Here is a 24,624-nt window from a genome sequence, read left to right on the forward strand (position 1 = left end):
GCACATCGCTGCGCGATGTGCAAGTGAGAGCCCCCTGCTTCGCAGGGGGCGGCCGCCTCACTGCGCTCAGCGGTACGGCCCGCTTCGCGGGCCGTGAACCCCCGCACTTCGTGCGGGGGTTGCCTCACTTTGTTCGGCCGGCCCTTCGGGCCGTAGTGGGGCTTCCGCTTCGCTCAGCCCCACTACGGGCACTGACGTGCCCTCAAGGTCAGCCTCGCTTCGCTCCCCTGACTGGCCTTCGGCTTCGCCTCCGGCCTAGGCCCGCTATCGCGGGCCAACTGGCTGGAAGGGGCGGGTGGGGGGCTTGCCTGGCCGGTTCAGAATTCGCGGTCGATACCCGTGACCGCGGCCGGCCCCAGGGGCGCGTCCTGCTCGGTGAAGCCACTGTCACGGAGGGCGGTGGTGACCAGGCGCACGGCTTGCGTTTCGGCTTCGGTGTGACCGCCGGCCTCAACTTCGAGGCGTACGGAGAATGCGTTGCCGTCGTCCTGGAGGGTGAGGAGGCTCAGTTCCTCGCTTTCGCCGAGGTCGGTGTTCTTCGGGTCTCGTGGCCGTAGCTTCTGTTCGAGTTCGGAGCGCTGGGTGTCGTTGATGCCGTGTACGAAGGTGCCGGGCACAGTGATGACGTAGGTGGTCACGGGGGTCTCCAGGGGGTTCGGTGTCCGGGCAGGGTGCTGGGCTGCCTTTTCTGGGTGCCCCGGATGAGGGTTTTGATTCTCTGATTCCCCCGGTGGGGGGAAGATGACGTTTCCGCGGGGCGGGGTGCAGGGTTCATCTGCATCAGTTGGAATCTCTATGTAGGGTTGGTGGAATCATGGCATACCCGGGTGGGTGGGTCAGGTCCTTTGAGGCGGCGGTTGTCTGTGCGTGAATTAAGCGGTCCTGCAGATGTGGCCCGGGGCGCGGTCTGCCCGGAGGCTGAAGGGATGTCTGTCGCGGAAATATCGGAAAGGGTCGATGCGGCCTACCGGCTCGTACAGGGAGCTGCGGAGGGGTCTCCGTTGCCGTATGAGGGGGTTTTCCGGGCGGTGTCGGTGCTGCGGGCCAAGGCTGCGGAGTGGCGGCGTATTGGCGACCTGGTGGAGCAGCGAGGTCTGGCGGTGTACTCGGTGCGGGCTGATCCCGTGTATCTGCGCTGGCAGATGGAGCGTGATGCTGCCGTGGGCGAGGCGCGGCGGCGGTTTCGTGCGGCGCGGGAGGATTTGCATCGGGCGCGTGAGGATCGGGAGCAGGGGCTGGTGGTGTCGTTGGGTGGTGAGGCCGGCAGGCGGGTGCGGGAGTGGGCGGGCCGGTACGGTGTCACGCCCGGGCGTCTCTTGGATGAGTTGGTGGAGCAGGCGCGGGTGGACGAGGCGGGTCAATTGGTGGTCGTGGCGTTCATGCCGTCTTTTGAGGAGGGGCGGGCGTGAGTTTTGTGCGGCTGCGTGAGCACCAGGTCGAGGCGAATTCCCGTGTCCGTGAATGGGTGGGATTTCCTGCACGTTCTGCGGTTCCCGCTGAGGGGGCGCGGGCCACGCTGGTGTCCGCCACCGGGTCGGGTAAGACGATCACGGCGGCTGTGGCTGCGCTGGACCTGTTCCGGGACGGCCGGATCCTGGTCATGGTGCCCACCCTGGATCTGCTGGTGCAGACGGCTGAGGCGTGGCGCCGGGTCGGGCACCGGGGGCCCATGGTCGGCGTGTGCTCGCTGGAAGGCGACGAGGTCCTGGAGCAGCTGCAGGTGCGGACCACCACGAACCCGATCCAGCTGGCGCTGTGGGCCGGGTCCGGGCCAGTGATCGTGTTCGCCACCTACGCGTCCCTGGTCGACCGCGAGGACCCCGAGGACGTCACAGGTCGTGGACGGGTGCGAGGGCCGCTCGAGGCGGCACTGGCCGGCGGGCAGCGCCTGTACGGGCAGCAGCTGGCCCCGTTCGACCTCGCGATCCTCGACGAGGCGCACGGTACAGCTGGGGACCTCGGGCGGCCGTGGGCCGCGATCCACGACAACACCCGCATCCCCGTCGCCTACCGGCTGTACCTGACGGCGACGCCGCGGATCCTGGCCGCGCCGCGGCCCCCCGTCGGCAAGGACGGGGCCGAGCTGGAGATCGCCTCCATGGTCTCCGACCCGGCCGGCCGCTACGGCGAGTGGATCTTCGAGCTGGGGCTGTCGGAGGCGGTCGAGCGGGGCATCCTCGCCGGCTTCGAGATCGACGTCCTGGAGATCCAGGCCCCCGACCTCACTCTGGGAGCCTCCGAGGAGGCAATGCGGGGCCGACGCCTCGCGCTGCTGCAGACAGCCCTGCTGGAACACTCCGCCGCCCACAACCTCCGCACGGTCATGACGTTCCACCAGCGCGTCGAGGAAGCCGCCGCGTTCGCCGCCAAGCTCCCGGAAACCGCAGCCGAGCTCTATGGGAGCGAGCCATCCGAACACGCCCTGGCCGAAGCCGGCTCACTACCGGCGTCGTCGATCGACGCCCGCTTCTACGACCTCGCCCCGCACCGCCACGTCCCCCCGGACCGGGTCTGGGCGCAGTGGCTTTGCGGGGACCACCTGGTGGCGGAACGGCGTGAGGTGCTCCGGCAGTTCGCCAACGGCACCGACGCACAGGGCAGGCGGGTGCACCGGGCGTTCCTCGCCAGCGTCCGGGTCCTCGGCGAAGGCGTCGACATCGTCGGCGAGCGGGGCGTCGAAGCCATCTGCTTCGCCGACACCCGCGGCTCCCAGGTCGAAATCGTCCAGAACATCGGCCGCGCCCTCAGGCCCAACCCCGACAGCCGAGCGAAGATCGCCCGCATCATCGTGCCCGTCTTCCTGGAACCAGGGGAAGACCCGGACAACATGATCGCCTCAACCTCATTCCGACCCCTAGTCGCCGTACTCCAAGGCCTGCGCTCACACTCGGAGCACCTCGTCGAGCAACTCGCCAACCGGGCGCTGAGCAGCGGACCGCGGACAGTCCACGTCCAGCGAGACGCCGAGGGCCGCATCATCGACGTCGGCAACAACACGACCGGCAGCACAGCCGGCGAGGGCCAGGGCACCGCGGGGGGCGGAACGAGGGCGGGGGGCGCGGTGGAGTCGGCGCTGCTGAACTTCGCCACCCCACGCGACCCTGCCACCATCGCCGCGTTCCTGCGCACACGTGTCTACCGGCCCGAATCCCTGGTCTGGCTCGAGGGCTACCAAGCCCTCCGCCGCTGGCGTACCGAACACGGCATCACGGGGCTGCACGCCGTCCCCTACGACACCGAGGTCAAATTGGGGGTCACCAGGTTTCCGCTGGGCAGGTGGGTCAACCAGCAACGCCGCGCGCTCCGGGCCGGGGAGCTGGAAGAACGGCGCAGGAAGCTTCTGGACGAGCCGGAAGCGGGCATGGTGTGGGAACCCGGCGACCAAGCCTGGGAGATCAAGCTTGCGGCGTTCCGCTCATTCCACCGAGCTCACGGGCATCTGGCCCCCAGGCAGGACGCCGTGTGGGGCGAAGCCTTCGTCGACGGAGTCAGGCCGGTGCCGATCGGGCAGCACCTGGCCAACCTCCGCCGCCAGGGCGGGCTCGGCAAAGACCCCGTACGGGCAGCGGACCGCGCGGCGCAGCTGGCCGCCATCGACCCCGACTGGGACTGCGCCTGGCCCCTGGACTGGCAACGCCACTACGCCGTCCTTCGCGACCTCGCCGAAACCGAGCCCGACCACTCAGTGGCCGGCATCCACCCCGGCGTCACCTTCAACGGAGATGATCTTGGGGCATTCATCACCCGTCAATCGCGGGACTGGGCGCAGCTCAGCGACGAACAGCAGCAGCGGCTCACCGCACTCGATATCAGGCCCGCCCCGCCGAGCGAGCGCGCGGCGCCGAAGGGCACAGCGCAGGGACCAGGCAAGGCGCAGCAGGCGTTCCAGCGTGGTCTGGTAGCACTCGCCCAGTACATCGCCCGCGAAGGCCACCACCGCGTTCCCAGAGCCCACACAGAGCCGATCACGGTCGCCTCGGACGGAGGACCGGCGCAGGAGGTGCCGGTAAAACTGGGCGTGTTCCTGAGCAACCACAAAACCCGGCGCGACCGGCTCAACGCCCAGCAGCGCGCCGCGCTCGCCGCACTGGGGGTGGAGTGGGCGTGAAAACTCACGCTGCGTGTGACGAGGTCGGCGGTTGGGGTTGGGCGCACGCGGCGCAAAGCTAAGCACGCTCTCGTCGGCCTTATCGATGTCGTGAACCGGGACATCGCCCCGCGTCAGCCGTTTGACGCTTCCTCGGGCAGTGGTCCCAGCGCCTCGCATCATGATGATGGCGGAACGACCGCTGCCTTCTTGCTTGAGACGCGTCCGACGCGTTGGCGTCGGACAATCAGTCCGAAGAATGGATCCGCCCCTCCGGGGGCGTAAACGAGGAGCGCTATCGGGCCGTCGCTCGTCTGGGCGGTCGCATGCATGGCAGCAACGTCTGTTTGGCTCGGTCCGGACGGAACGGGATGGCTGTGCCATTCGCCGACATAGCCGGTTGGATCGTCATCCGCTCGCTGGGTCAGAAACGCTGCGAGGAGGGCGTTTGCCCTGACGTCGTCGCGCACGTACCTGTGGGTGGACGCTCCTTCTCCGTCGATAACCAGGGCGTGAGTGACAAGGACGTTGGCGTCTTCCCGGTAGCCGAGGAGGAGGCCACCCGTCTCCACGGGTAGACGGTCCGCGGTCGCGGACGTGATGACCTCGTATGCCTCAGGGCACAGCTCGATCCGTACAGCCGGCCGAGTCACTGATAGCTCATTTCCGATGAGGGCTGGAAATGGCGTGGCGCACTTCTCCAGCAGGATGGAGGGGGCGGTCGACGAGGAGGCCGATGGCGTGGCGAACCGTTGCCGCTGCTGCCTCCACCACCGCATAGGGCGGCGCCGGGGATATCGGGCTTCCGCAGCCTGCTTCGAACAGTTGCGGCGCCTTGCTGTCGGCTTTGAGCGTCGATGGTGGCAGTGTGGCCGCGTCGCCGAGCGGTGGCAGCACGTCGATCCGATAGGTCCTGCCGTCGTTTTGAAGTGCCGCTGAGAGGACGCGTGTGCCCAGTGACTGGGCGCTCACGTGGAGGAGGGCGGTGGTAGTGAAGTCGGCGGTGGCGTTCACGACGAGGTCGTGCTTCCTCAGATGGCCGACGGCATCGGCGCCTGAAGTAAGTGGGCAATCGATGACACCGATGTCGTTGACCAGTGTCTCGTTGTATCTGACAAGGTGCTGCTTGACTGCCTCGACTTTTGACAGTCCGACCGCGTCAGGCCCCACGAGATGGCGGACGAGGTTTCCTGGCATGACGACATCGCCGTCAATGAGGGTGAGTTGGCGGACACCTGAGCGCACGAGCATGTCGGCGATGAACGAGCCCAAAGCACCGACGCCGACGACCGCGACCCTACAGCCACGCAGTTCGGGAGCGACGAGGCCTGCGCGAGCCGACCTGGCTGCCTCGGTGTCTGCGCCCGAGCGCAGACGCGCGACAGCGGTCTCGCCGTCCTTCTTGGGCGCTACTTCCACCACGATCGCACCGTCGTGGATGCCGCGTCGGTACCTCAGGACGACAACCGCGACCGAGCGCTGACGAATTCTGCGGTCCAGGTCCGGGCTCGAATCGATCCGTGCGGAGATGTCTGCCCAGGTTCGCGGCGGCACGTCCACCTCGCCAAGATCGGCGACGTATCCGAAGCGGTCCTTGCTGTGCTCGAGAGCCTTCCTAGGACGGGTGCCGTGCCTGATCCGCATAGTTCCGTTCCTGGACGGGCTGAATCGCACCAAGCGGTTAAGGTACTGGTCGAGGTCGTCGTAGAGGTAGAGCCTCCGGTCCGCGGACGGCTGGAAGTACCGGTCCAGATCTAGGTCAGGGCGATCGCCTGTCCACCCGGTGTCCGCGTGCTCGAACCACGCTGTGACGTGTTCGAGAAACGCAGGTGCCTCCGTCCACCACAGCCGGTCGTGATCGTCTTCGGCGATCAGGCACAGAGTGCCGTCTGGTTCGCGGTGCCAGGACCAAGGCACCGCATCGTGATCGACCGGCACAACCCGCGGTGGACGGAACGGGAAGCGGGGCGGCAGGCCAATCACCACGCGGGTCGTGCCCGCCGCATGCGGGACCGGTCCCTGCCATCCCGCTTCGACCTCGCTGAACCCGGCGCGTATCAAGCCTTCCTCGAAGTGCTGTCGCGAGTAAGCGACATATTCGTTGAAACTGTTGGAACTCACCCAAAAGTCCTCGCGCCGGCCGGTACGACGCGGGCACCGGGCGAGATCGCGGATGCACGCTTGCTTCCATCCTCGTTGAAACCGGGCGGCATCGGGAACACCGTTTCTCCATCCCCGTTCTCTCCCAGCAGCTTCCGAAATGCCAGCGCAGCCTTGCCCGCGTCCTCCTGATCGAGCGCAGCCTCTGCCGACGCGGCGGCGTCCGCGAACCGCGTACGTGCAGCGTCCAGTTCGTCGTCGGTCGCACGGATGCGGATAGTCTGGCCGAGCAGTGTTGGATCTGCCACCGCGATGCCGTAGGCCACGAAGTCACTTACGATCTTGCTGACCTCCCGGAGCGCGGAGACGTAGTATTCAGCCTGATCGTTCCCCGAGACTGCGCCGGAGGCGAACGCCTGGTAAGCCGCCATCTCGATGAAGAATCCGCCGGGCTTCTTCTTACCGAGCAAGGCGCGACGAGTCTGACGAAGCAGCTTGACGGTCGGTACGTAGAAACCGTCATGGTCCGCATTCATCGCGCTCGACAGCGCGGTCAGTCCGTCAGGGTTGGTGCGAACCCACGCGTCCGTATCGCCTTTCTGCGGGATCTCCCACGTTCCGTCACCGTACGGACGGGCCGGCACCGCGTCGACGTAGAGGTCGTACTGGGGGAAGGAGACCTGCAGGCTCCGGTCCTGCCGTTTAGTACGCCGGTGCCCATCGGAATCGGTGCCGAACTCCGCGTGCAGGACCTTGAAGAACTTGTCGAGGATGTCCTTCGACGTGACGTCCGTTGGCACATCGGCAAGGCGTACGAACACGTCGACGTCCTTGATCCTGCGGATCGATACGTTGCGCTTGTAGGAGCCGATCAACACCGGGCTGACACCGTACTCGGCAAGCTTCATGTCTGCTTCGAGGGCGTCGCGGACGAGGCGATGAGCCTCTGGGGCGTTGGTCTTGTCGTCACCGGGCTCGATGGAGCTCAGCGCATCCTTGAACTGCTGCTTGAGGTGAGCCATCGGGCCCTCCGATCCTAGTTGTACTGCATTGGGCAGCGCAAAGCATGACTCACACCACCGAGGGCCCGGCGGGCCGGGAGAAGGCCGGCGACTCCGTTGAGGGCTGTCGGGAACGCGTCGAGGAACTCTCCAGTCCCATGCGTTATGCCTCCTCGGGCGCGTCGTCCAGCCCGAGTGAACGCCGCGACCGGCCGGTTCCCAGGTGGGAGCTCGGCGGCCGCAGACAGACATCTATGACTGCTCGTCCACCAGAGTAGGTCCACCCACCGACAACCCTTCCCGCACCAGGATTAGCTGATCGTTGACGGCAGCGTTCATGCGCATCGGAACCGCGTGCTTTGTGCAGGTGGTGGCACCCTCGCGGCTGCCGCCTCATGTTGAGGACCCGCCAGGATCGGGCCCCGGGGGCCGATACGGGCCTCGCCCGACGGCAGGAGGACGATGAGGTGGAAGGCCGGGGAAAACGCACTCCGCGATCTTCGGCGTCTACGGACACACAGCGGGACACTGCAGAGGCAATCACGACCGGAGGGTGGAGGCACGTGTGAGGTGGCTTGGGCAGCTGAGGCGGTTGCTGCTTTCCCGGGAAGGCGGCGGCACCGTCCTGATGGCCTCTTCCACGGCCGTCGCGCTCGGTGTCGTACCAAGCATCCTGGAGCAGTGGACCACGAGGCAGTGGGTGCTTGTCGTGGTGTTCGCTGGCGCTCTCGCCCTGGTGCTGGCGGGGTGGGTATTGCAGCGCCCCCGTGGGCTCGGCGTGGTGGTGAGTCTGTACCCGGCGGACCGCACGCAGGCTTCCCGGGTAGCGGCGCTGAAGAACGCATCCCGCACCGCGCACAGTGCAACGCTGGTCGTCGATCGCGCGGTCCTGTGGCCCGGCGAGTTCCCTGTGCAAGGCCGTTCCGATGTCGCTGACTTCGTGGCCAGGCTCATCGATGCGCAGATTGAGGAGTTGCGAGCGGGCGGTAGAGCGGAGCCCGAGGTCGCACTGTACGTGCTCGCTCATCTGCAGGACGGGTTCCTTCTGGGCCGACGGCTGGCCGACGATATACAGCTGTCGCTGACAGTGATGCATCTATCGCAGCAGGCCGGGCGCTCTGTGATCCCTGGAGTCGAAATTGGCAGCTCGCTGCGTGCTGCGCTCACTCCCCCGCAGCGCACGCAGGTCACCAGACTCCTGGCGACCCCCACACGCGACAGTCCGCAGCTCGTGGAAGTTCCCGCCGCAGCCGGAGCGCGACGTCACCGGATCGCGCTGATCGTACGCCTGGCGTCGGCCAGCTCCATGGTCGATGACGCACGCCATGTGGCAGTGACTGGGCAGGATTCCTACGGGCCGTGGCACCACACCGGCTACCGCCTCCCGCCCGCGGGCCCCGGCAGCACGGAGGGTCCGTGCGGCGCCTATCTCATCATCGATACCGGCAACGCGTACCTTCCCGACGACTCTGGTGTCTACGCCGCGGTGACCACGTATATCTGGGAGTGCTGGCAGGCTGCGCGACAGGAGTGGGCGCAGCGGCTCGGCGGCACCACCGCGGTGGAGGGGCTGTTGTTCTTCCACGGCCCGCTGCCGGTCGCTGTCGCCCTGGGCTGGCTGACGGCCCGTGATCGGATATCTCTGGTCCACCACGACCTGCGGCTGGCACAGGGCACGGCCCCGCCATCGCCAGCGGGTTCGTAGTGGTTGTGGCGGGTCCTCATGCGTCGATGACGAATGCCTTCTCGTACATCTGGTGTGCGTTGACGTCCTCGTACACGGTGGTGGGGCGTAGTCGGTTCCACCGGTTGCCCAGCAGCAGGGACAGGCCCATGGGGCCGGCCTGGAAGAGGTGGATCGCGGGGTGAGCGCGGCAGGCACGGCGCAGGTGCTCCCGGATGCCGACGGCGAGGGCGTTGGCCGTTGCTGCATCCGGGATGGAGTTGTCCTTGGTCCCGCCGGGGGGCCGCAGCACCAGCAGTCGGGAGACAGGGATCTGCTGCTCTAGCAGGAAGTCCAGCACGTCCTGAGCAGGGTCGGTGGCGACCGCGATGGCGACAGCGAGGTCGGGCCCGAGATTTAGGGCGTGCTCGTCGACGGCTGGCGGTAGCGGGGCCTCGTAAGGCTCGGCAGACGACCACAGCTGGCCGCGCTGGACAACGGCCAGGTCAGCGCCGGCCACCATTCGAAAGGCCGTGCCGACCGCAAACGCGGGAGCCAGACGCAGGCTGCCGGTCAGTGAGATGGCTGTGCTGCCCGAGGGGAGTCGCTTGGGGGCGGCTTCGACGTCTGTCTGGAGCTGTGCCCAGGTAGCCGGCGCCAGCGGACGGCGTTTGGTGAAGTCGGAGGCCCCCTCAAAGCGGTCGACCCAGTCGATGGCGTAGTCGGCGTCGCTTGCGAAGGGATCTGGTTTGAGGGTGGCGATGGACAGGACCGCACGGGCCGGGCCCGACTCGAGTTTGAGGGTGTCGACGGCAGAGCTGACCATGTCCAGGGTGAGGGTCCGGTGGCCGTTGCGGACCTGCTTGGCGACCCAGTTCGCTCCCTCCTCCATGGCCCTCTCGTCGTGACGCAGGCCGGTCACAGCCATCAGTAGCTGCAGTCGTTCCTGCACGTGAGTCAGGTCCCGGGCTACGTCGAAGCGCAGGCTGGAAAGGAGGTCGCACAGCTCGTCCTCGGTGAGTGCGGCGTCGGCTGCCCAACGGGTCCGAGCCTTGCCTGCCGCTGACTTCTGGCCTCCTTCTCCTGCCTTGGGTATCAGTAGTTGGGTGCGGGAGTCGCGGCCGGCGATGAGCGGATCGTCCGGGTCTGGTGCGCGGTTGGTGACGAGTACCAGATCGGCCTTGGTGCCGTCGGTGGTCAGTGTTCGCCATGTTTTGGCGATCTTCTTCAGGATGGAGGGGCCACCGGTGGGGCTGGGTTTGGTCAGGTACTCCTCGTTGACGGGTGTGGAGCTGCCGACGGTGTATTTGACCTGGGTGTAGGTGTGCGGGGGTGTGCGGCGCAGCAGGACGACGTCGTCCAGGTTGCCTGCGTTGTCGAGTTCGACGCCGACGGAGATCACGGGGTTGATGGATCGGGCGGCGTTCTCCCGCAGAAGGGTGAGGCAGCCTTGCCAGGCAATGAGCCACTGGTAGTGGTCGCCGGTGATCCTGACACTGGTAGGGCTCGGGGCCGGCAGGGGGCCGGGCTTCATGGGCGTTCCTCGCTGAAGACGGGGCTGGGCTGGATTTGCTCTGCGAGTGCGAGGAGGTCCTCGTCACGGACTGGGTGGTCGGGGAAGGCGTGGAGGACAGCGGCGGGGATGAGGCGCTGGGTAAGGTCGGAAAACGTGTAGCCGGGTCGGCCGGTGTGAGGGCCGGTGAGCGTGACGAGCTTGTCGAGGGTCTCGGGCCGGAGCGCGAGACCACTCAGCGCCTGGGCAAGGACAACCCGGCGCTGCCGGTCGTCAGGGCGAGTGAAGGTGAACGTGGCGGCGGCGCGGCGCATGACAGCAGGGTCGAGGGCGCCGACGCGGTTGGTGCACAGCACGACGATGACCGGAATCTGAGCACCGGCAAGGCTGTCGATACCCGCCAAGAAGGCATCTACGCCCGCCCGGTCCTCGTGGTGCATCTGTTGGGCTTCGCGGGACTGGACGAGGGCGTCGGCCTCATCCACGACGAGGATGAGGACGGAGTTCACACCGCGAGGTCCGCTCGCACGACGACCCTCGGCATGGAGATGGGAGAAGGCGTCGCCGATGAGGGCAGTCATCTCTCCGACCAGGCCGCTGCCGCGCGTGGCGAGCTTAAGCCGGTAGAGGAAGACAGGCAGGTCGAGCTGGTCGGCCAGGTCGCAGCCGAAGGATTCGGCGAGGGCGGATTTGCCAGAGCCGACATCGCCGGCGAAGACGAACAACGGAGCGCGGTCGGTGAACAGGTCGAGCGCGGCAATGTCGCCGCCGTGATGGGTCTGGGCCCAGGTCTGGAGCCGACGGGGGTCGGCCAGCAGCACGGCCTCCTTGCGTAGACGTACCTTCATCTCGTCCAAGCCCACCAGGCGGTCGTAACGGGCCTGACGCACGGGTTCGGGCAGTGCAACGACGGGGTGGAACAGGTCTTCCTGGCTGGTCACGTGGTTTTCTTCCTGCTGCGAGGTTAACGGGCGACGTAGATGTCGCGGGTGACACCGGCATCGTTACGGGCATAGCTGTGGCCGGTGGAGGTAGTACCAGCCACTGCGCTGGGAGCAGCGGCGCCTTGACGGGGGAATGGCAGGGTCTCCTCGACCGCGGTCTGCTCGGCGGCGGTTAGTGCCCAGTATTTGGCGCTCCGGATGAGGTAGCTGTAGAAGCCGTACCCGCTGAGATCGGTCCGGGGGAGGCTTCCGGGCCGCCCGTCGGTGAGCTGACCGCCGAGGGTCGCCTTGTAGCGCAGGCGCAGCCTCCATACGTTGCTGCCGGCGTCACGGAAGCCGTAGTCGACAGTGTCGAGGTAGCCGTCACGCAGGAGCAGGGCGACCTCTTCGACGTACTGGTCGATGCCTCCCAAAGAGGGCTTGCCGTAATAGTTGTGGAGCAGGCGGAGATCGGCGCCAACCTTTGCACCGACGTAGCGTGCGTCCGTGATCGTGAGTGAGGCCGACCTGGTGTAGGACGCCGTCATGGTCACGCTCCCTGGAAGGCGGGGCCGAACAGCTCGCGCCAGGCGCTGTTCGCTTCGCCCTTGGTCGGTGCGCCGGCGGCCCATGCAATGGTTTCCAGGGCCGTGTTGGCGTGTTCGACCAGGCGCTGCCGGTCCCGTTCTGTGTAGGTGGAGGCGACGTTGTTGCCCGGGTTAACGGGGTCCCATACCTGGATGGGCTCCCAGGACTCCGAGACGGCGTCTGCCGCGTAGTAGTCCGTGAATACGATCGGGGTCTTCAGGCCCGTCATTGCGATGTAGGACAGGACCTGCTCGATCGCCCGCGGGTAGTCGTTGACCTGGAGCGGTTCGCCGTTCCAGCCGGTCTCCCACAGGTGGGCCACAAGAAGTTCGAGCAGAAAGCTCTTGCAGCGCAGGTCCCCATCGATGCGCTTGCTTTCACGGATCCAGGCCTTCAGCAGGCGGATCAGCTCGGTGTAGCCGGGGCCTGCGGCATCCGGCTTCTTGCGTTTCTCGATGAACTTCAGGTGCAGGGTGACCGACGTGAGCACCCGGGTGCCCTGGCGGGTCACCAGGTAGCCCTTGTCGTCCGGCTCACCGGTGTAGAGCACGGGGACGACGTCGATCTTCAGGCCCGAGCCGCGCAGAGTGATCCCGACAGCATGATGAGAGATCACAAAATCATCGGCGACCTTCGTCTTGCCGTAGACCTCTATGCACCGCTCCTGCAGCCACTCCAGGAGGCTGGCCTCATCGACGTCGGGGTCGGCGACCCGGACGTAGGCCGCCACGTCTGCATCGGAGCCCTCGCCCTTCCGGCGACGGATCGCAGTGTGCTTCGCAGTACTACCAGACGCCCGGAGCTTGACCAGGTTGAAGTCCGGATGCGCCGCGATGTACCCCTCCAGCCGTTCCCGCAGGTGGTTGACCTGCCGGCGGCGATCCTTCGCCTCCTCCTTGGGCACGTTCACCCTGTCTCTGGCGAAAGCCGCAAGGATTTCATGATTGACGTAGCTTTCCCCAGCCATATCGTGCCTCTCCTCCATGAAGATGGACATCCAGCGCCTCAACGACTATCACGCACCACTGACAACCCACACGTCACTCAACAGCCCTCGACTGACCGGCTTCTAATAGCTCTTCAGCATGTTGCGGCCCGAGCCAGCGGCTCACACAAAGCCGATGCACTTTCGTGGTACGGGCGCGCGTTGAAGATGATCACGACGGTGTGGGCGGGAGCGGTCGCCGTCATGGCGCGCCTCCTTTCTCCCGGCAGCGGCCGGGGCGGGAGCTGGTAGCGCGTGAGCATGACCAGCCAGGACGATATTTCATGCACCCAATAGGTGCATGAAACTTACCGATCTTGATGGGATGCTAGCATGCACCTACTGGGTAAACGCAAGTGATTCTTTGGGGCGCAGGTGGAGATCTTCTTCGTCGACGGCGAGCTGGCTCGGTCCTGCAACGACGACGTCATACGCGCGCGCCGTTTCGGTGCTGTCGTCGCGCCGGTGTTGCGGCGCCGTCTGTCGGAGATCTCCGCAGCTGCCCACCTCGCCGATCTGCGTCGCCTGCCGCAGGCCCGGCTGCGAGGGCATGCGGACGGCCAGCTTTTGGTGGCCCTCGGCCCGACCGCAGACCTGCACCTGCGTCCTCGTGACGACCCTGCGCCCATGAATGACGGCGACCTCGTCGAGTGGGCCGTCCGCTCGCTGCTCGTCACCGGCGTCCAGCTCGCCCCCGCTGCCTGAAGCTCCTTCCCCTCATCCGCAGAGAGGCTTCCGATGACCCCCGGCGCCGACCCGCTCGCGTACGCGCCCGACTCGGTCCCCCACCCCGGGGAGACCCTCAAGGACACCCTGGACGCACTCGGCATTCCCCAAGCCGACCTCGCCCGGCGCACTGGCCTGTCCACCAAGCACATCAACCAGGTCATCAAGGGCACCGCGCCGCTGAGCCCGGACACCGCACTCCTGCTCGAGCGCACCACCGGCGTGCCCGCGACCCTGTGGAACTCTCTGGAAGCCGCATTCCGTACACAGCAGGCCCGCGAGGAGGAGAGCAGGACGCTCGCCCCGCACGTCGACTGGCTCGGCCGCTTCCCCCTAGCCGAACTCGTGAAGCTGAAGATCCTCCCCAGCCGCGAGAAAACCGCCACGAACCTGCTCAGATTGCTGGACTGGTTCGGCGTCGCCGACCCCGACACCGCCGAGGACGTCTGGCGCAGCTACCGCACGGCGTTCCGCAGGTCCACCGTGCTGGAGCCCAACGAGTACGCCACCGCCACCTGGCTACGGCTCGCAGAGCTCAGCGCACGGGACCTCGACACCAGGCCATTCAGCAAAAGCGGCCTCACCTCGCTGCTCCCCGAGCTACGCGCCCTCACCCTCGTCGAGCAGGACATCTGGATCCGACAGCTCCCGCAGCTCTGCGCCCAGGCCGGCGTCGCGGTCGTCTTCGTCCCCGCGCTACCGAAGACCAAGGTGTCCGGCGCGACCCGATGGCTCACCCCGGACAAGGTGCTGATTGCACTCAGCGACCGCTTCAAGAAGGACGACCAGTTCTGGTTCAGCTTCTTCCACGAACTCGGCCACGTCCTCCTGCACGGCAAACGCCTGACCTTCATGGACGACAGCGACAATCTCTCTCCCGGCGGAACCGATCCCGACGAGGACGAAGCCAACGAGTTCGCCGCGAACACCCTGGTCCCCCATTCCTACGCCGCCGACTACCGGCAGCTACGCGCCCGGCCCATGCCGTTCAGCCGGATCGAAGCCTTCGCCCGCAAAGCCGGCATCGCCCCAGGCGTCGTCGTCGGCCGCCTCCAGCACGACGCGGCACTCGACTGGAAGTACGGCAACAGCCTCAAACGCACCGTGACACTGGGCTGAAAGCCCTCTCAGCACAGGCCGATCCGATAAAGCGCGCAGGAAGGCGCACCACGAGCAGTTGGCGGCTCAGGAGCTCAAGCGCACCGTCAGCGAGTGGGGTTTGTTCGTCAGCGCGGATACGGACGGGCCCTAGTCCGCTGGCCACATGCTGTCGCCGGCTTTGCTGCCCTGATTCGCGAGAGCGCTCATTGCAGCGGGCTGTGGCCCCGCAAGGGGGTCGGGTAGCTGGATCGAAGGGTGGGAGGCTGAGTTCCCGCGGGCCAGCGAACGATCTCCCCTCTCAACGGCCCGGCTCCCTGTTGCCCTGACGGTCGTCGCGAACGGATGGAATATGAGCAGGCAAGACCGGGCGGACGCAGTGGACCGTGAGATGGCAGCGCGCCTGCTGCCCGACGCAGCCCTGCAGGCGCTGGGCCGCTGGTGGGCCAAGAACGCGACGAGGTATGCGGACGCAACTCCTGGCGCGCACACGGTCCAGTACACCCCTAGCCGTTGGGCTCAGATCGCCCCCTGGCCATCGGGGCTGGCTCCGGCCTCCTGCGAAAGTAACGCCGCAATCAGCCGGGCGCAGGGGGCATCGATCGTCGCTGCCGCGCTGCAACGCGAGGCTTTCACCGAGGCCCTGGTCGTGACCTATGTGTGGGGGAAAGGAAAGCGCGGTTCCCCCGGCGGGAGCGGGCCAGCCACTCTGCAGCAAATCCTCGCCGCCGAGGGCCTGGATGCGGCACTGGCCTCTGCGGTCACCGCGCTCCGCGAACACGGCGCGGCAGCCGCCTACGCGTCGCTCCACCGCCGTGTTCCTGGATATGGGCCGTCCTTCTTCACCAAGTTCCTGTACTTCGCAGGCACAACAGTGAAGCCTGCGAGCGGCCCTGCGCCGCTCATCCTCGACCGCGTCCTGGCCCGGCGTCTGCGGTCTCTTGCCACCGCAGCCGGGCAGGAGACGGGGCACGACCCCGACGGCTCGGTCGCTGGCTGGGTATGGAGGGATCGAGACTGGTCACCCCACCGCTACGAGGTCTACCTCTCCTTCCTCCACGCGGCTGCCCGCCAGATCGCGGCGACCAAGGACTGGCCGTCCAGCGCCTCCCCCGACCTGCTCGAGTGCGCGCTGTTCCACACCGCATGGGAATGAACTGGCTGTCGCGGCGTTCAGCTACTAAGGCGGTAGGCCGTTTCCCTACCGCACAAGGTGCCCGCCCAGCCCCTGTAGGCCCTGTCTCAGGCTTCGCTCTCCGGCTTGTGCTGGTCGAGGCACAGCGGGGCTGGCGCTGCGGCGGCGGCCCGGAGGTGTCGACCCGCCGCCGTGTCGCCGCCATATGCCTTGCGTAGTCAGCTACCTAGGCCGTGTCTGATAATTGATCTTGTGGTGGGTCGTGGTGAGTTGACGGATGTGGCGTGGGAGCGGATAGCTCCGCTGTTGCCGCAGGTGGATGGTCGTGGGCGGCCGTGGCGGGATCACCGACAGGTGGTCAACGGAGTGCTGTGGCGGTTGCGGACGGGTGCTCCGTGGCGGGACCTGCCGGAGCGGTACGGGCCGTGGCAGACCGTCTACGAGCGGTTCGTGCGCTGGGAGTCTGACGGGACCTGGGCCCGACTGCTGGAACACGTCCAGGTCCGCGACGACGCGGTCGGCACGGTGCAGTGGACCGTGTCGGTCGACTCCACGATCAACCGTGCCCACCAGCACGCCGCCGGCGCCCGCAAAAAGGGGACGCAGACGGGGACGAACTGGCGGATCCGCAACGCTCGGCGGCGAGGCAAGCCCTCGGCCGGTCCCGAGGCGGACTGACCACCAAGGTCCACCTCGCAGTGGACGGACGCGGCCTGCCCCTGTCGATCCTGGTCACTCCCGGCAACGTCAACGACTCCACGGTGTTCCAGGCAGTGATGGCGGACATCTACGTGGCACGGGCCGGGCGGGGGCGGCCTCGCACCCGCCCAGCCCGGGTGGTCGCGGACAAGGCCTATTCGTCGAAGGCGATCCGAGCCTGGTGTCGGCGCCACGGCATCGCCGTGACCATCCCCGAACGCGCCGACCAGGTGGCCAACCGTCTCCGCCGTGGCTCCCGTGGAGGCCGCCCGCCGGCGTTCGACGGCGAGGCATACAAAGGCCGCAACGTCGTCGAGCGCTGTTTCGGCCGGCTCAAGCAGTTCCGGGCGATCGCCACCCGGTTCGACAAACTCGCCAGCCGCTACCGCGCCGGACTCCACCTCGCCGCACTCATCTTGTGGCTACGCGAGCCCGCACAATGATCTTTGTCAGACAGGGCCTAGCCCGCGGGTGGGCCCGATATCGCTGATCGGGGTGACCCATTGGGCATGTGCTCAGCGTCTCTCCTTGCCTGACATCTCGGCCTGCGCGCGGAGCTCGGCAAGAGCCGATGTCAGGTCCGGCAGATCAGACAGTTCGATGTTGCGGGGCCAGGCGGCATAGGTGACCAGACCGAGCAGCCGGTGGACGATCGCGGTGCGCTGTTGTTCGATCTTCCAGTCAGGATCCGGGTGGGAGTCATCTCGAGGCGGATCCACTCTGAATTGCTCGTCCTCAGCCAGACACTCACGCAAGGCATCGGGCCACGCCCGTCGAGTCGGCCTCTCGGGGCCTGCGACGTCCTGTCCGTCTACAGCCTGGAGAGCGGTCAGAATCCTGGTTTCGGCCGACCGCGCGACCCGGTGATCGAGATCATCAAGAGCGGTCAGCTGACGTGCGATTCTGCGGATGGCCGGTGCGTGCTCCATCGCCCACTGCCGTTCCGCGTTCCTGCTGCGTCGTTCTCGTTCCATTGTCACGCGATCGTTCTGGGTGCGCGGCACGGGGCTGTCCGAATGCAGCGAAGGGCGACTGAGCTGAAGGAAGCGCCGCTCTGCGGACTGTCGCCCGCTCATCTCCAGGGCATCGGCGATCCGCTGCCAGGTGACCTTCTTGTGCCGCGCCGCAGCCATGAGTTGTCGCTCGTCTATGTCGAGCTTCTCCCGCAGCATTCGGATCACCAGCAGGGCCGACAAAAGCTCAGTTTCGGTAGCTTCCGGACGCAGGAGGCCGTCAGCGCGCCGGCAGATGCGGTCGTATGCGCGAGCGATGCTCATCAAGCGCGGACTGGATCCCCGCATCTCGGGCGGCTTGAGCCGCCGGTCCGGGTCCACGCTGCTTTGCAGCTCCAAGAGGGAGCGCCATGCCTGCTCCCGGTCGAATTCGGCATCCGGGCGACCTCCCCGATCCCCTGATGTCGTCCTCATGACGACTCATTTTGTCGACGCGATGACGACAGTTTCGGTGCAGATTCCGAGCTCAGCCCACACAGCGGTTCGGCTGGCTGGCCAACTCTGCTGCTTCCGGGTTCCTCCGGGCTGCGGTCGTCGTCGCGCCTGCGGTTCCACAGTGCTCTCGCTGTGGCTACGGCAACCCCCGTGGCCGCAACCATCACAGCAGCAACGTATTGGGCGGTGACGTCGTGAATGAAAGACGACATGTTGAATCAGCGCAGGCCGGAGCCGGGCGCCCCACTCCTCACAAATGATGTGACAGATCGAACGCCCAGTACGGTCCCTGCACATGCAAAGGTGCCGCCCGAGCGGGGCCCCTACCGACCATGCTCAGCCGGCCGGGGCTCGCCAGAGAGTCTGCCGGTACTCCGCGACCAGAAAGGACGCTCTTAGGCACATCGGCCAAACCGCCACCCTCCGCCACCTCCCACAAATCGAACATCACGCGCATAGCAGACACGATCCGAGCCAGCAGAATGTCGCCCTCCGGAGGCATCACCCCGTCTGCTCCTTCCCTCCGGAGCCACCACCGACCGCATCCGTATCGTTCAGAGGCCGGACTGCCGACACCGGAACCGCCCGCCCATCCACTCCACACCCTCGGCGCCGGCCCCAAACATGAGCCACTCCTCGCCAAAGGTCCTTGGTGAAGGGCAACTTGGCATTCGCAGCGGCTCCTTGCCTGTCGGTCCGCCCTTCGACCCAGCAGCCGATACCCGACCTCTCCTCAAACGCACCGTGGCGTTGAGCCAAAAGGCCCTCCCGCCCCAGGCTGAGACTGCGCCGCGCGGCGGCGGGACCTTGGCATCCCGACGTGCCGCTTCGGCCGCCGGCCGTCCTTTCACCTCAGCAGTGCCCCGACGGCTTGGGCAAGCGCTTCGCCTCCTTGCTGAACGACAGTTCCGATGACCAGCGCGGGCAGGTACGGATGGACCACGTTCGGCAGCACAGTCTCCGACCGAGCTCACCTCGCCCGCACCCGAGCACAACACCACGCCGCAACCGCGCGAGCAGCCGTCGCAGCCAAACGCTGACACCACGCCGCAATCGACTCCGCGTTCCGCTGCAACCAGTCCGATCGCCCGTCTGGTCGGCTACGCGTTCCCAGGTGCCACGACCACGCCCGCCAAGCACGAGTGCGGCAGGGCGGCAAAGACGAACGCGCAAGGCGGCGTTGTTCGCCTGCCTCCGCCGGCCCGGGCCGCTTGACTGGTCAGGTGACCGACATCGCTGACGCCGTCGCGCTCCTCCGCCCACCCTCCCCGCATTCGGAAAGCGACGTTCCGGCCGGCGCTCGGCATCCCAGCGGGGCGACAACACGGCGCGGCGTGTTCCGGGTCGCTCCGTTGGCCGGGGAGACGACGTGGTCGCTGATCAGCCGGGTCGCCGCCTGCTACGCGCTGGATCCCGCAGCAGTGCTGGGGTACTGGCAGTGGGGCAACCACCGTCCCCGGCACGAGGGCGGCGGCCTGCGGGCCGATGCGGAAGCACTCCTGGACGCGGCAGGGCGGCAGGTGCTGGCCGGGCTGTGCGGGGTCGGCGAGGAGGACCTGGCGCGGGCGCTGCCGGCCTTCAGGTCGGAGGACCCCAGACTCGCCGCATCGAACGCTGGGCCGGAAGCGGGATCGGGGCAGGGGTTGTGGCGCAGCGGGGGCACGGTGGCCGGTCCGGTGGCGTTCGGGTGCGGTCTGTGTGCGGCGCGGCGTACCGGGACGGCGGGGGTGCGGGTGGTGCGGTACGTGCCGCGGTGGGATCGGGTGTGTGTCCGGCACGGGCGGTGGCTACTGGACGCGGATGCGGACCTGTCGGCCGGTGGCGGGGAGGGGCTGGAGTTCCTGGATCTGCGGGAGCTGCCGGAGGTGGTCGCGGCGCGGCGGCGGTGGGCCGGGGTGGCGCGGCGGGCGGTGCGGGCGGGGCTGGGCGCCGGGCAGGTGTTCGGTGTCGCGCATGCGGTGGTGGCCCGGTGGTGGGAGCAGGCCTTGCACTGGGAGCGGGAGGAGATCTGGCCGCGGCGGCTGCACCAGGTCGCAGGCGGCAGCGTGTCCGAGGCAGCCGGTGGTCTGGGGTGGTGGCGGGCGGTGGGGCGGGACGCGGTTGTCTTCCCCGAGGTGGTCTCGGTGGCCGAGGCGCTGCTGGACCCGTCGATGTCCGAGCTGGTGTGGCTCGACAGCGGGGGCGAGCGGCCGCGGCTGCTGTCCGCAGACGGGGCTTTCTGCCGCCGGCTCGGGGAACGGGTGGGGCGGCCGTGGCTGGGTCCGGTCGTGGCGGTGGACTACGGCGGGCCGCTGACCGGCTGGATGGGGGCGGTGATCCGCCGGCGCCGCCGGCCGGGCATGGATCCGGACCAGCTGGGCGACGACCCGTGGCGCGTCCGGCAGGAGAGCCAGCCGGCGACCATCGCGGCGCAACTGCGGGTGCTGGCCAAGGAGAAGAAGGCGCCGGGGTCGGGGACGATGTGGCGCTCGGCGGTGCCCGCCGAGCAGCGCGCGCTGATCACCAGCCTGATCCAGGGCGCTGAGGAGCAGCTCATCCAGCTACGCAGGGTGCAGACCGGGTCGAGCGCCGAGGTGGCCCGGCGTCTGCTGCGCAATCTCAGCCACGGTGCCGACCTGCTCGACCAGGCCTTGCAGCAGGCCACGTCCGCGGCGCTGAATGCCGGGGTACCCGCGCAGGACGTGGCCCAGTGGGCGTCGCCGCCCGGGAAACGGCAGGGCAGGGGTCTGCACTGACAACGCCGGGCCGGGGGCGCAAGTATGAACCACCCGCGCCGCGTTGAGTGGTGCTTTGTCACCTGCCGGGTTGATCCGGCTCGGTTCGGCTGCGGGAGACCGGCCGGGAGGGATTGGCTGCACAGGTGATCGACGACAACTCCGCCGCGGGTGTCCCTGCGGCCCCCGCGCCATGGCGGGCCCGCAGCAGCATCGCGCGTTCGACCGGGCACAAGGGCGCCGGTGGTGGCGGGCTGGGGGTGGAGGCGGTCTTCCGGGATCCGGCCGGGAACCTGGCGCAGCAGCGGTGGGTGGATGCGGCGGTGACGGTGGCGCTGGAGGACCTGGAGCCGGTCTCCGCGTTCCCGGTGGTGCCGGGGCGGCGGTGGGGGCCGGGGTTGTGGTGGTCGGCGACCACCGGGCGGCATGTGTCCTGCGGGTCCAGCGCGATGCGGGCTCAGCTGATGGTCCTGGACCGTGACCCCGAGGTCGTCGGCCTGGCCGGGCGGCCGGTGCGGCTGATCTGGCGCGACCGGCGGGGTCAGGTGCGTGCCTGGGTGCCGCAGTTGCTGGCCCGCTACGCCGACGGCAGCGCGTTGCTGGCCGACTGCCCCGGTCACCCGGAAGCCGGTGGTGAACGGGCCCGGCAGGCCGCGGTGGCGATGGCCGAGGCGTGTGCGCAGGTGGGCTTCACCTACCGGCGTCTCCATCGGCTGGACGAGACGCCGGCCGCCAACCTGAAGTGGCTGGCGGGCTACCGGCATCCCCGCAACGCCGGCCGCCCCGGCCTGCTGGCCGCGGTCCTTGAGGCGTTCGCCCGCCCACGGCCGCTGATCGAGGGCGTCGAAGCGGCCGGTGACCCGATCGAGGTCCTGCCCGTCGCCTTCCACGCCCTGTGGCGCGGGCTGCTGTCCGCACCGCTGGACACGCCGCTGCACGAACGGGTCTGGGTCAGCGCCGCTTCCTACCCCAGAAGCGGTGAGCACATCGCGGGGTCGTCCCGGTCCGGCAGCCCTCACGACCACGCCCATCGCCGCACCAACAACGACACCGACGCTGACAGCAGCGAGGGCTCAAGCGGCTTCGGCGGCGCGGGGGAACGCGGCGCCGCCAATGGCGCGACGGGATCGCCGGCCCGAGCCGCGCGCCGTCAGGCCGCCGAGCATGGCACGGGGGCAGTGTGAGCAGCACGGCGCGAAGCAGCCGGCCGGTGGTGGCGGTCGGCGCGCACGTCCTTTTCCGGGGTGTGCGGTGGCAGGTCGTCGCCCTGTCCGGGCAAGGCTTCCACCTGGCCAGTGAGAACAACAGCGACGAGGTGGTCCTGGCCGGGCATCTGTTCGCCGATCCCGGCTTCGCCGTCATCGGGGCGCAGCCGCAGCAGCCTCAGGCGGTGCCGCAGTGGGGCCTGTTCGAGACGGCGCCGGTCGCCGCGCGGAACAAGGCGCTGGCCTGGCAGCGGCATGTCCGGGAGGTCGAGTGCGGCCTGCCCGACGGGCCCGACGGCGGCGGTGCGGTGCGGCCCGAGTACGACCCGGGGCGGTGGACGCTGGCCGAGCGGGAAGCGGCCAAAGCCAGGGAACTGACCGCGCTCGGCTTCGGGCGGGTCTCGCGCACCACGGTGCAGCGGATGCGGCTGGCCTACCGCAAGCAAGGCTTGTGGGGGCTGGTCGACCACCGCACCACCCGCGGCCCCTCCCCGACGGGACGACAGGACGAACGTGTGGTCGCGGCCGTCAAAGAAGCGCTGCGCCGGCAACGGGGCCGGTCCAAAGGGACCATCCAGGGGCTGATGCCGCCGGTCGCGCGCATCCTTCAGGACCGCTACGGCGACACGGTGCCGATGCCCTCGCCGGCGACGTTCTACCGGCTCGTGAACCAGCTCGCCCACCCGGCGGACCATCCCGGCCGCCGCGTGCGCACCCCGCCGATCAACCAGGACGGGCGGGCGTTCACCCCGACCGTCGCGCTGCGGCCCGGCGAGCAGGTGCAGATCGACACCACCCGCCTGGATGTCCTGGCGCTGTTCGAGGACGGCACCCTCGGCCGGCCCGAACTCACCATCGCCGTCGACGTCGCCACCCGGGCGATCCTGGCCGCAGTGCTGTGCCCGTCAGGCACCCAGGCCGTCGACGCCGCCCTGCTGCTGGCCGAGATGGCCGTCCCCCACCCGGCCCGGCCGACCTGGCCGGACGCCCTGCGGTTCACCCACACCGGCCTGCTGCCCCACCAGCGGCTGCTGACCTTGGACGAACGCCTCCGGGGCGCGGCCGCCCGGCCCGTCGTGATCCCCGAGACGATCGTCGTCGACCGGGGCAAGGTGTTCTTGTCCCAGGCGTTCACCGCCGCCTGCGAGACCCTCGGGATCAGCGTGCAGCCCGCACCGCCCTACACCCCCACCGCCAAGGGCATCGTGGAACGCACGTTCGGCTCGATCAACTCGCTGTTCTGCCAGCACCTGCCCGGCTACACCGGATCCGACGTCACCCGCCGCGGCCGCGACGCCGAACGCGAAGCCTGCCACACCGTCGCCCAACTGCAGGACCTCCTCGACGAATGGCTCGTGCACTGGCACCACCGCCCCCATGCGGGCCTGCGCCACCCCGTCCTGCCCAAAGCGCCACTGACCCCCAACCAGATGTGGGCCGCCCTGGTCTGCGTCGCCGGCCACGTCCCCGTACCCCTCACCGCAAACGACTACCTGGAACTGCTGCCCGTGCGATGGCAGACCATCACCGAACGCGGTATCCGCCTGCACCACCGCACCTACGACCACGACCTGCTCGGCCCCTACCGCGGACAGCCCTCACCCGTCACCGCACGCGGCGGGAAATGGGAAGTCCGCACCAACCCCCACGACGCCCGCCAGATCTGGATCCGCCTACCCGAAGGCGACCTCGCGGAAATCCCCTGGATCCACCGCGACCACGCCCACCACCCGTTCAACGAACGGACCTGGCAGTACATCCGCACCACCGTCACCCACCACGCCGACCCCGACCAGCACGAAGCCGACCTCGCCGACGCCCTCGACCAGCTCATGCGCCGCGCCCGCACCCACGACGCCACCCGCACCGAACAGCGCCTGCTCACCCGCGCCACACCCCCCAGAACACCCCCGCCCCGCCCCGGACACCCGACGGACCCGAAGAGCCCGAAGAACGCAGCGACATCGCCGGCACCGCCCAATGCCTTCCCGGCCGCGACAACCGCTCACCCGGGGGTACCGGACCTGGACGCGGGCCGGACCGGGCCCCCTGCCGGCACCGACAGCATCGACGACCTCGACGACACCCCCGACGACGAACACGACACCGCCCTGGACACCGAAGACGACGAGGCCGGCTCCCCCACCCTCCCCTACACCGGCCTAGGCCTGTACGACGCACACGCGGAGGCCCTGAAATAGTGACCACCAGCCCGCCACCCGGCACAGCCGGCAACCACGCCGCCACCGGCACCGGCACCGGCACGCACAACACCGATGCAGGCGACCCGGCAGGACACGCCCCGCCGGACACGACCGAACGCTCCTGGCCGGTGACGACCTGGCAGGGCTGGCAGCACTTCGCCACCACCGAGCCCCCGGCCCCGCCCCAGCCCGGCCAGCCGCCCCGCAGCCGTGAACAGCGCCTGGCCTACCACTCCGCGTTCGTCACCGTCCGCACCCCCGCCATCAACACCCTCGCCACCAGCGTCCGCACCCTGATGGTCCTCGGCCGCCACCAGACCACCACCGCACGGCCCTCACTGATCGTCACCGGACCGGCGGCCGCCGGGAAAACCACCGCACTCCTCGAGGTCGGGCGCACCTGCCACCTCGCCCACACCCACCGCACCCCCACCCCTCCCGGCCAGGGACACCCCCAGGTCCCCGTCGCCTACATCCTCGTCCCGCCCGGCGCGACCGCGAAAACCCTCACCGCCGAATTCGCCCGCTACCTCGG

The 24,624-nt window shown here is 68.5% G+C and carries 19 protein-coding genes and 1 pseudogene; 11 read left to right on the plus strand and 9 right to left on the minus strand.

Going from position 1 to position 24,624, the window contains the following annotated elements; all coding sequences use genetic code 11:
• Nucleotides 1-317 precede the first annotated feature (317 nt).
• Nucleotides 318-638 (minus strand): hypothetical protein, encoded by a 321-nt coding sequence (locus ACFWVC_RS32990; RefSeq protein WP_384296241.1) that lies wholly within the window; start codon nucleotides 636-638, stop codon nucleotides 318-320.
• 288 nt (nucleotides 639-926) lie between these two features.
• On the opposite strand from ACFWVC_RS32990, the gene ACFWVC_RS32995 reads away from it, so the two are divergent.
• The gene (locus ACFWVC_RS32995) at nucleotides 927-1,409 is read left to right on the plus strand and encodes a hypothetical protein (RefSeq protein ID WP_384296246.1); all 483 of its coding nucleotides are present in this window, start codon (nucleotides 927-929) and stop codon (nucleotides 1,407-1,409) included.
• Entirely contained in the window at nucleotides 1,406-4,108 is a 2,703-nt protein-coding gene (locus tag ACFWVC_RS33000; RefSeq protein WP_384296250.1) for a Helicase associated domain protein, read from the plus strand. Before ACFWVC_RS32995 ends, ACFWVC_RS33000 begins: the two co-directional genes overlap by 4 nt.
• A 158-nt stretch (nucleotides 4,109-4,266) precedes the next feature.
• Here ACFWVC_RS33000 and ACFWVC_RS33005 read toward each other — a convergent pair whose 3' ends face one another.
• The 3 genes from ACFWVC_RS33005 to ACFWVC_RS33015 are packed head-to-tail and all read right to left on the minus strand — an operon-like array spanning nucleotide 4,267 to nucleotide 7,209.
• The gene (locus ACFWVC_RS33005) at nucleotides 4,267-4,866 is read right to left on the minus strand and encodes a Mov34/MPN/PAD-1 family protein (protein ID WP_384296254.1); all 600 of its coding nucleotides are present in this window, start codon (nucleotides 4,864-4,866) and stop codon (nucleotides 4,267-4,269) included.
• Entirely contained in the window at nucleotides 4,748-6,208 is a 1,461-nt protein-coding gene (locus ACFWVC_RS33010; RefSeq protein ID WP_384296256.1) for a ThiF family adenylyltransferase, read from the minus strand. Before ACFWVC_RS33010 ends, ACFWVC_RS33005 begins: the two co-directional genes overlap by 119 nt.
• Nucleotides 6,205-7,209 carry a nucleotidyltransferase gene (locus tag ACFWVC_RS33015; RefSeq protein ID WP_384296260.1) on the minus strand — a complete coding sequence of 335 codons (1,005 nt, stop codon included), beginning with the start codon at nucleotides 7,207-7,209 and terminating at the stop codon, nucleotides 6,205-6,207. The genes ACFWVC_RS33010 and ACFWVC_RS33015 overlap by 4 nt, the downstream gene beginning before the upstream one ends.
• 571 nt (nucleotides 7,210-7,780) lie before the next feature.
• Between ACFWVC_RS33015 and ACFWVC_RS33020 the strand changes: the two genes are divergently transcribed.
• On the plus strand, nucleotides 7,781-8,893 hold the full coding sequence (locus ACFWVC_RS33020; protein WP_384296263.1) for a hypothetical protein: 1,113 nt from the start codon (nucleotides 7,781-7,783) through the stop codon (nucleotides 8,891-8,893).
• A gap of 16 nt (nucleotides 8,894-8,909) precedes the next feature.
• On the opposite strand, the gene ACFWVC_RS33025 is transcribed toward ACFWVC_RS33020, so the two are convergent.
• From ACFWVC_RS33025 to ACFWVC_RS33040, 4 genes are read right to left on the minus strand one after another with little or no spacing between them, the layout of a single operon-like run.
• A complete protein-coding gene (locus tag ACFWVC_RS33025) occupies nucleotides 8,910-10,385 on the minus strand; it encodes an SAVED domain-containing protein (protein ID WP_384296267.1) in 1,476 nt (491 codons plus the stop codon).
• Nucleotides 10,382-11,305 carry an AAA family ATPase gene (locus ACFWVC_RS33030; RefSeq protein ID WP_384296269.1) on the minus strand — a complete coding sequence of 308 codons (924 nt, stop codon included), beginning with the start codon at nucleotides 11,303-11,305 and terminating at the stop codon, nucleotides 10,382-10,384. The genes ACFWVC_RS33025 and ACFWVC_RS33030 overlap by 4 nt, the downstream gene beginning before the upstream one ends.
• 23 nt (nucleotides 11,306-11,328) lie before the next feature.
• Nucleotides 11,329-11,835, minus strand: coding sequence for a hypothetical protein (locus tag ACFWVC_RS33035; RefSeq protein WP_384296272.1), 507 nt, complete (start codon nucleotides 11,833-11,835; stop codon nucleotides 11,329-11,331).
• A gap of 2 nt (nucleotides 11,836-11,837) precedes the next feature.
• The gene (locus ACFWVC_RS33040) at nucleotides 11,838-12,872 is read right to left on the minus strand and encodes a CBASS oligonucleotide cyclase (protein ID WP_384296275.1); all 1,035 of its coding nucleotides are present in this window, start codon (nucleotides 12,870-12,872) and stop codon (nucleotides 11,838-11,840) included.
• A 363-nt stretch (nucleotides 12,873-13,235) separates the two neighbouring features.
• Here ACFWVC_RS33040 and ACFWVC_RS33045 point away from each other — a divergent pair, with 363 nt between their 5' ends.
• The 4 genes from ACFWVC_RS33045 to ACFWVC_RS33060 all read left to right on the plus strand — a co-directional run bounded on the left by ACFWVC_RS33045 (nucleotide 13,236) and on the right by ACFWVC_RS33060 (nucleotide 16,961).
• The gene (locus tag ACFWVC_RS33045) at nucleotides 13,236-13,565 is read left to right on the plus strand and encodes a hypothetical protein (RefSeq protein ID WP_384296279.1); all 330 of its coding nucleotides are present in this window, start codon (nucleotides 13,236-13,238) and stop codon (nucleotides 13,563-13,565) included.
• A 33-nt stretch (nucleotides 13,566-13,598) separates the two neighbouring features.
• Nucleotides 13,599-14,705, plus strand: a complete 1,107-nt coding sequence (locus ACFWVC_RS33050; RefSeq protein ID WP_384296282.1) for an ImmA/IrrE family metallo-endopeptidase — start codon at nucleotides 13,599-13,601, stop codon at nucleotides 14,703-14,705.
• Between the two features lie 331 nt (nucleotides 14,706-15,036).
• Entirely contained in the window at nucleotides 15,037-15,840 is an 804-nt protein-coding gene (locus ACFWVC_RS33055) for a hypothetical protein (protein WP_384296285.1), read from the plus strand.
• A 231-nt stretch (nucleotides 15,841-16,071) separates the two neighbouring features.
• Nucleotides 16,072-16,961 (plus strand): IS5 family transposase gene (locus ACFWVC_RS33060; protein WP_384296289.1). Its coding sequence is split into 2 segments (ribosomal slippage): nucleotides 16,072-16,426 and nucleotides 16,426-16,961, totalling 891 coding nucleotides; the frame shifts between segments, so codons are not numbered across the junction.
• A 72-nt stretch (nucleotides 16,962-17,033) separates the two neighbouring features.
• Here the strand turns inward: ACFWVC_RS33060 and ACFWVC_RS33065 are convergent.
• Entirely contained in the window at nucleotides 17,034-17,945 is a 912-nt protein-coding gene (locus ACFWVC_RS33065) for a hypothetical protein (protein WP_384296291.1), read from the minus strand.
• A 1,355-nt stretch (nucleotides 17,946-19,300) separates the two neighbouring features.
• Here ACFWVC_RS33065 and ACFWVC_RS33070 point away from each other — a divergent pair.
• From ACFWVC_RS33070 to ACFWVC_RS33085, 4 genes and pseudogenes are all read left to right on the plus strand, one after another.
• Nucleotides 19,301-20,701, plus strand: coding sequence for a DNA-binding protein (locus tag ACFWVC_RS33070; protein WP_384296295.1), 1,401 nt, complete (start codon nucleotides 19,301-19,303; stop codon nucleotides 20,699-20,701).
• Between the two features lie 125 nt (nucleotides 20,702-20,826).
• Complete coding sequence (locus tag ACFWVC_RS33075) at nucleotides 20,827-21,864, plus strand: TnsA-like heteromeric transposase endonuclease subunit (RefSeq protein WP_384296298.1); 1,038 nt, start codon at nucleotides 20,827-20,829, stop codon at nucleotides 21,862-21,864.
• Entirely contained in the window at nucleotides 21,861-24,086 is a 2,226-nt protein-coding gene (locus tag ACFWVC_RS33080) for a Mu transposase C-terminal domain-containing protein (protein ID WP_384296301.1), read from the plus strand. Before ACFWVC_RS33075 ends, ACFWVC_RS33080 begins: the two co-directional genes overlap by 4 nt.
• A 131-nt stretch (nucleotides 24,087-24,217) precedes the next feature.
• Nucleotides 24,218-24,624, plus strand: a pseudogene (locus ACFWVC_RS33085) (ATP/GTP-binding protein); the annotation flags it as partial.

The sequence above is a fragment of the Streptomyces sp. NPDC058691 genome, assembly GCF_042714775.1.
In the GTDB taxonomy this organism is placed as follows: domain Bacteria; phylum Actinomycetota; class Actinomycetes; order Streptomycetales; family Streptomycetaceae; genus Actinacidiphila.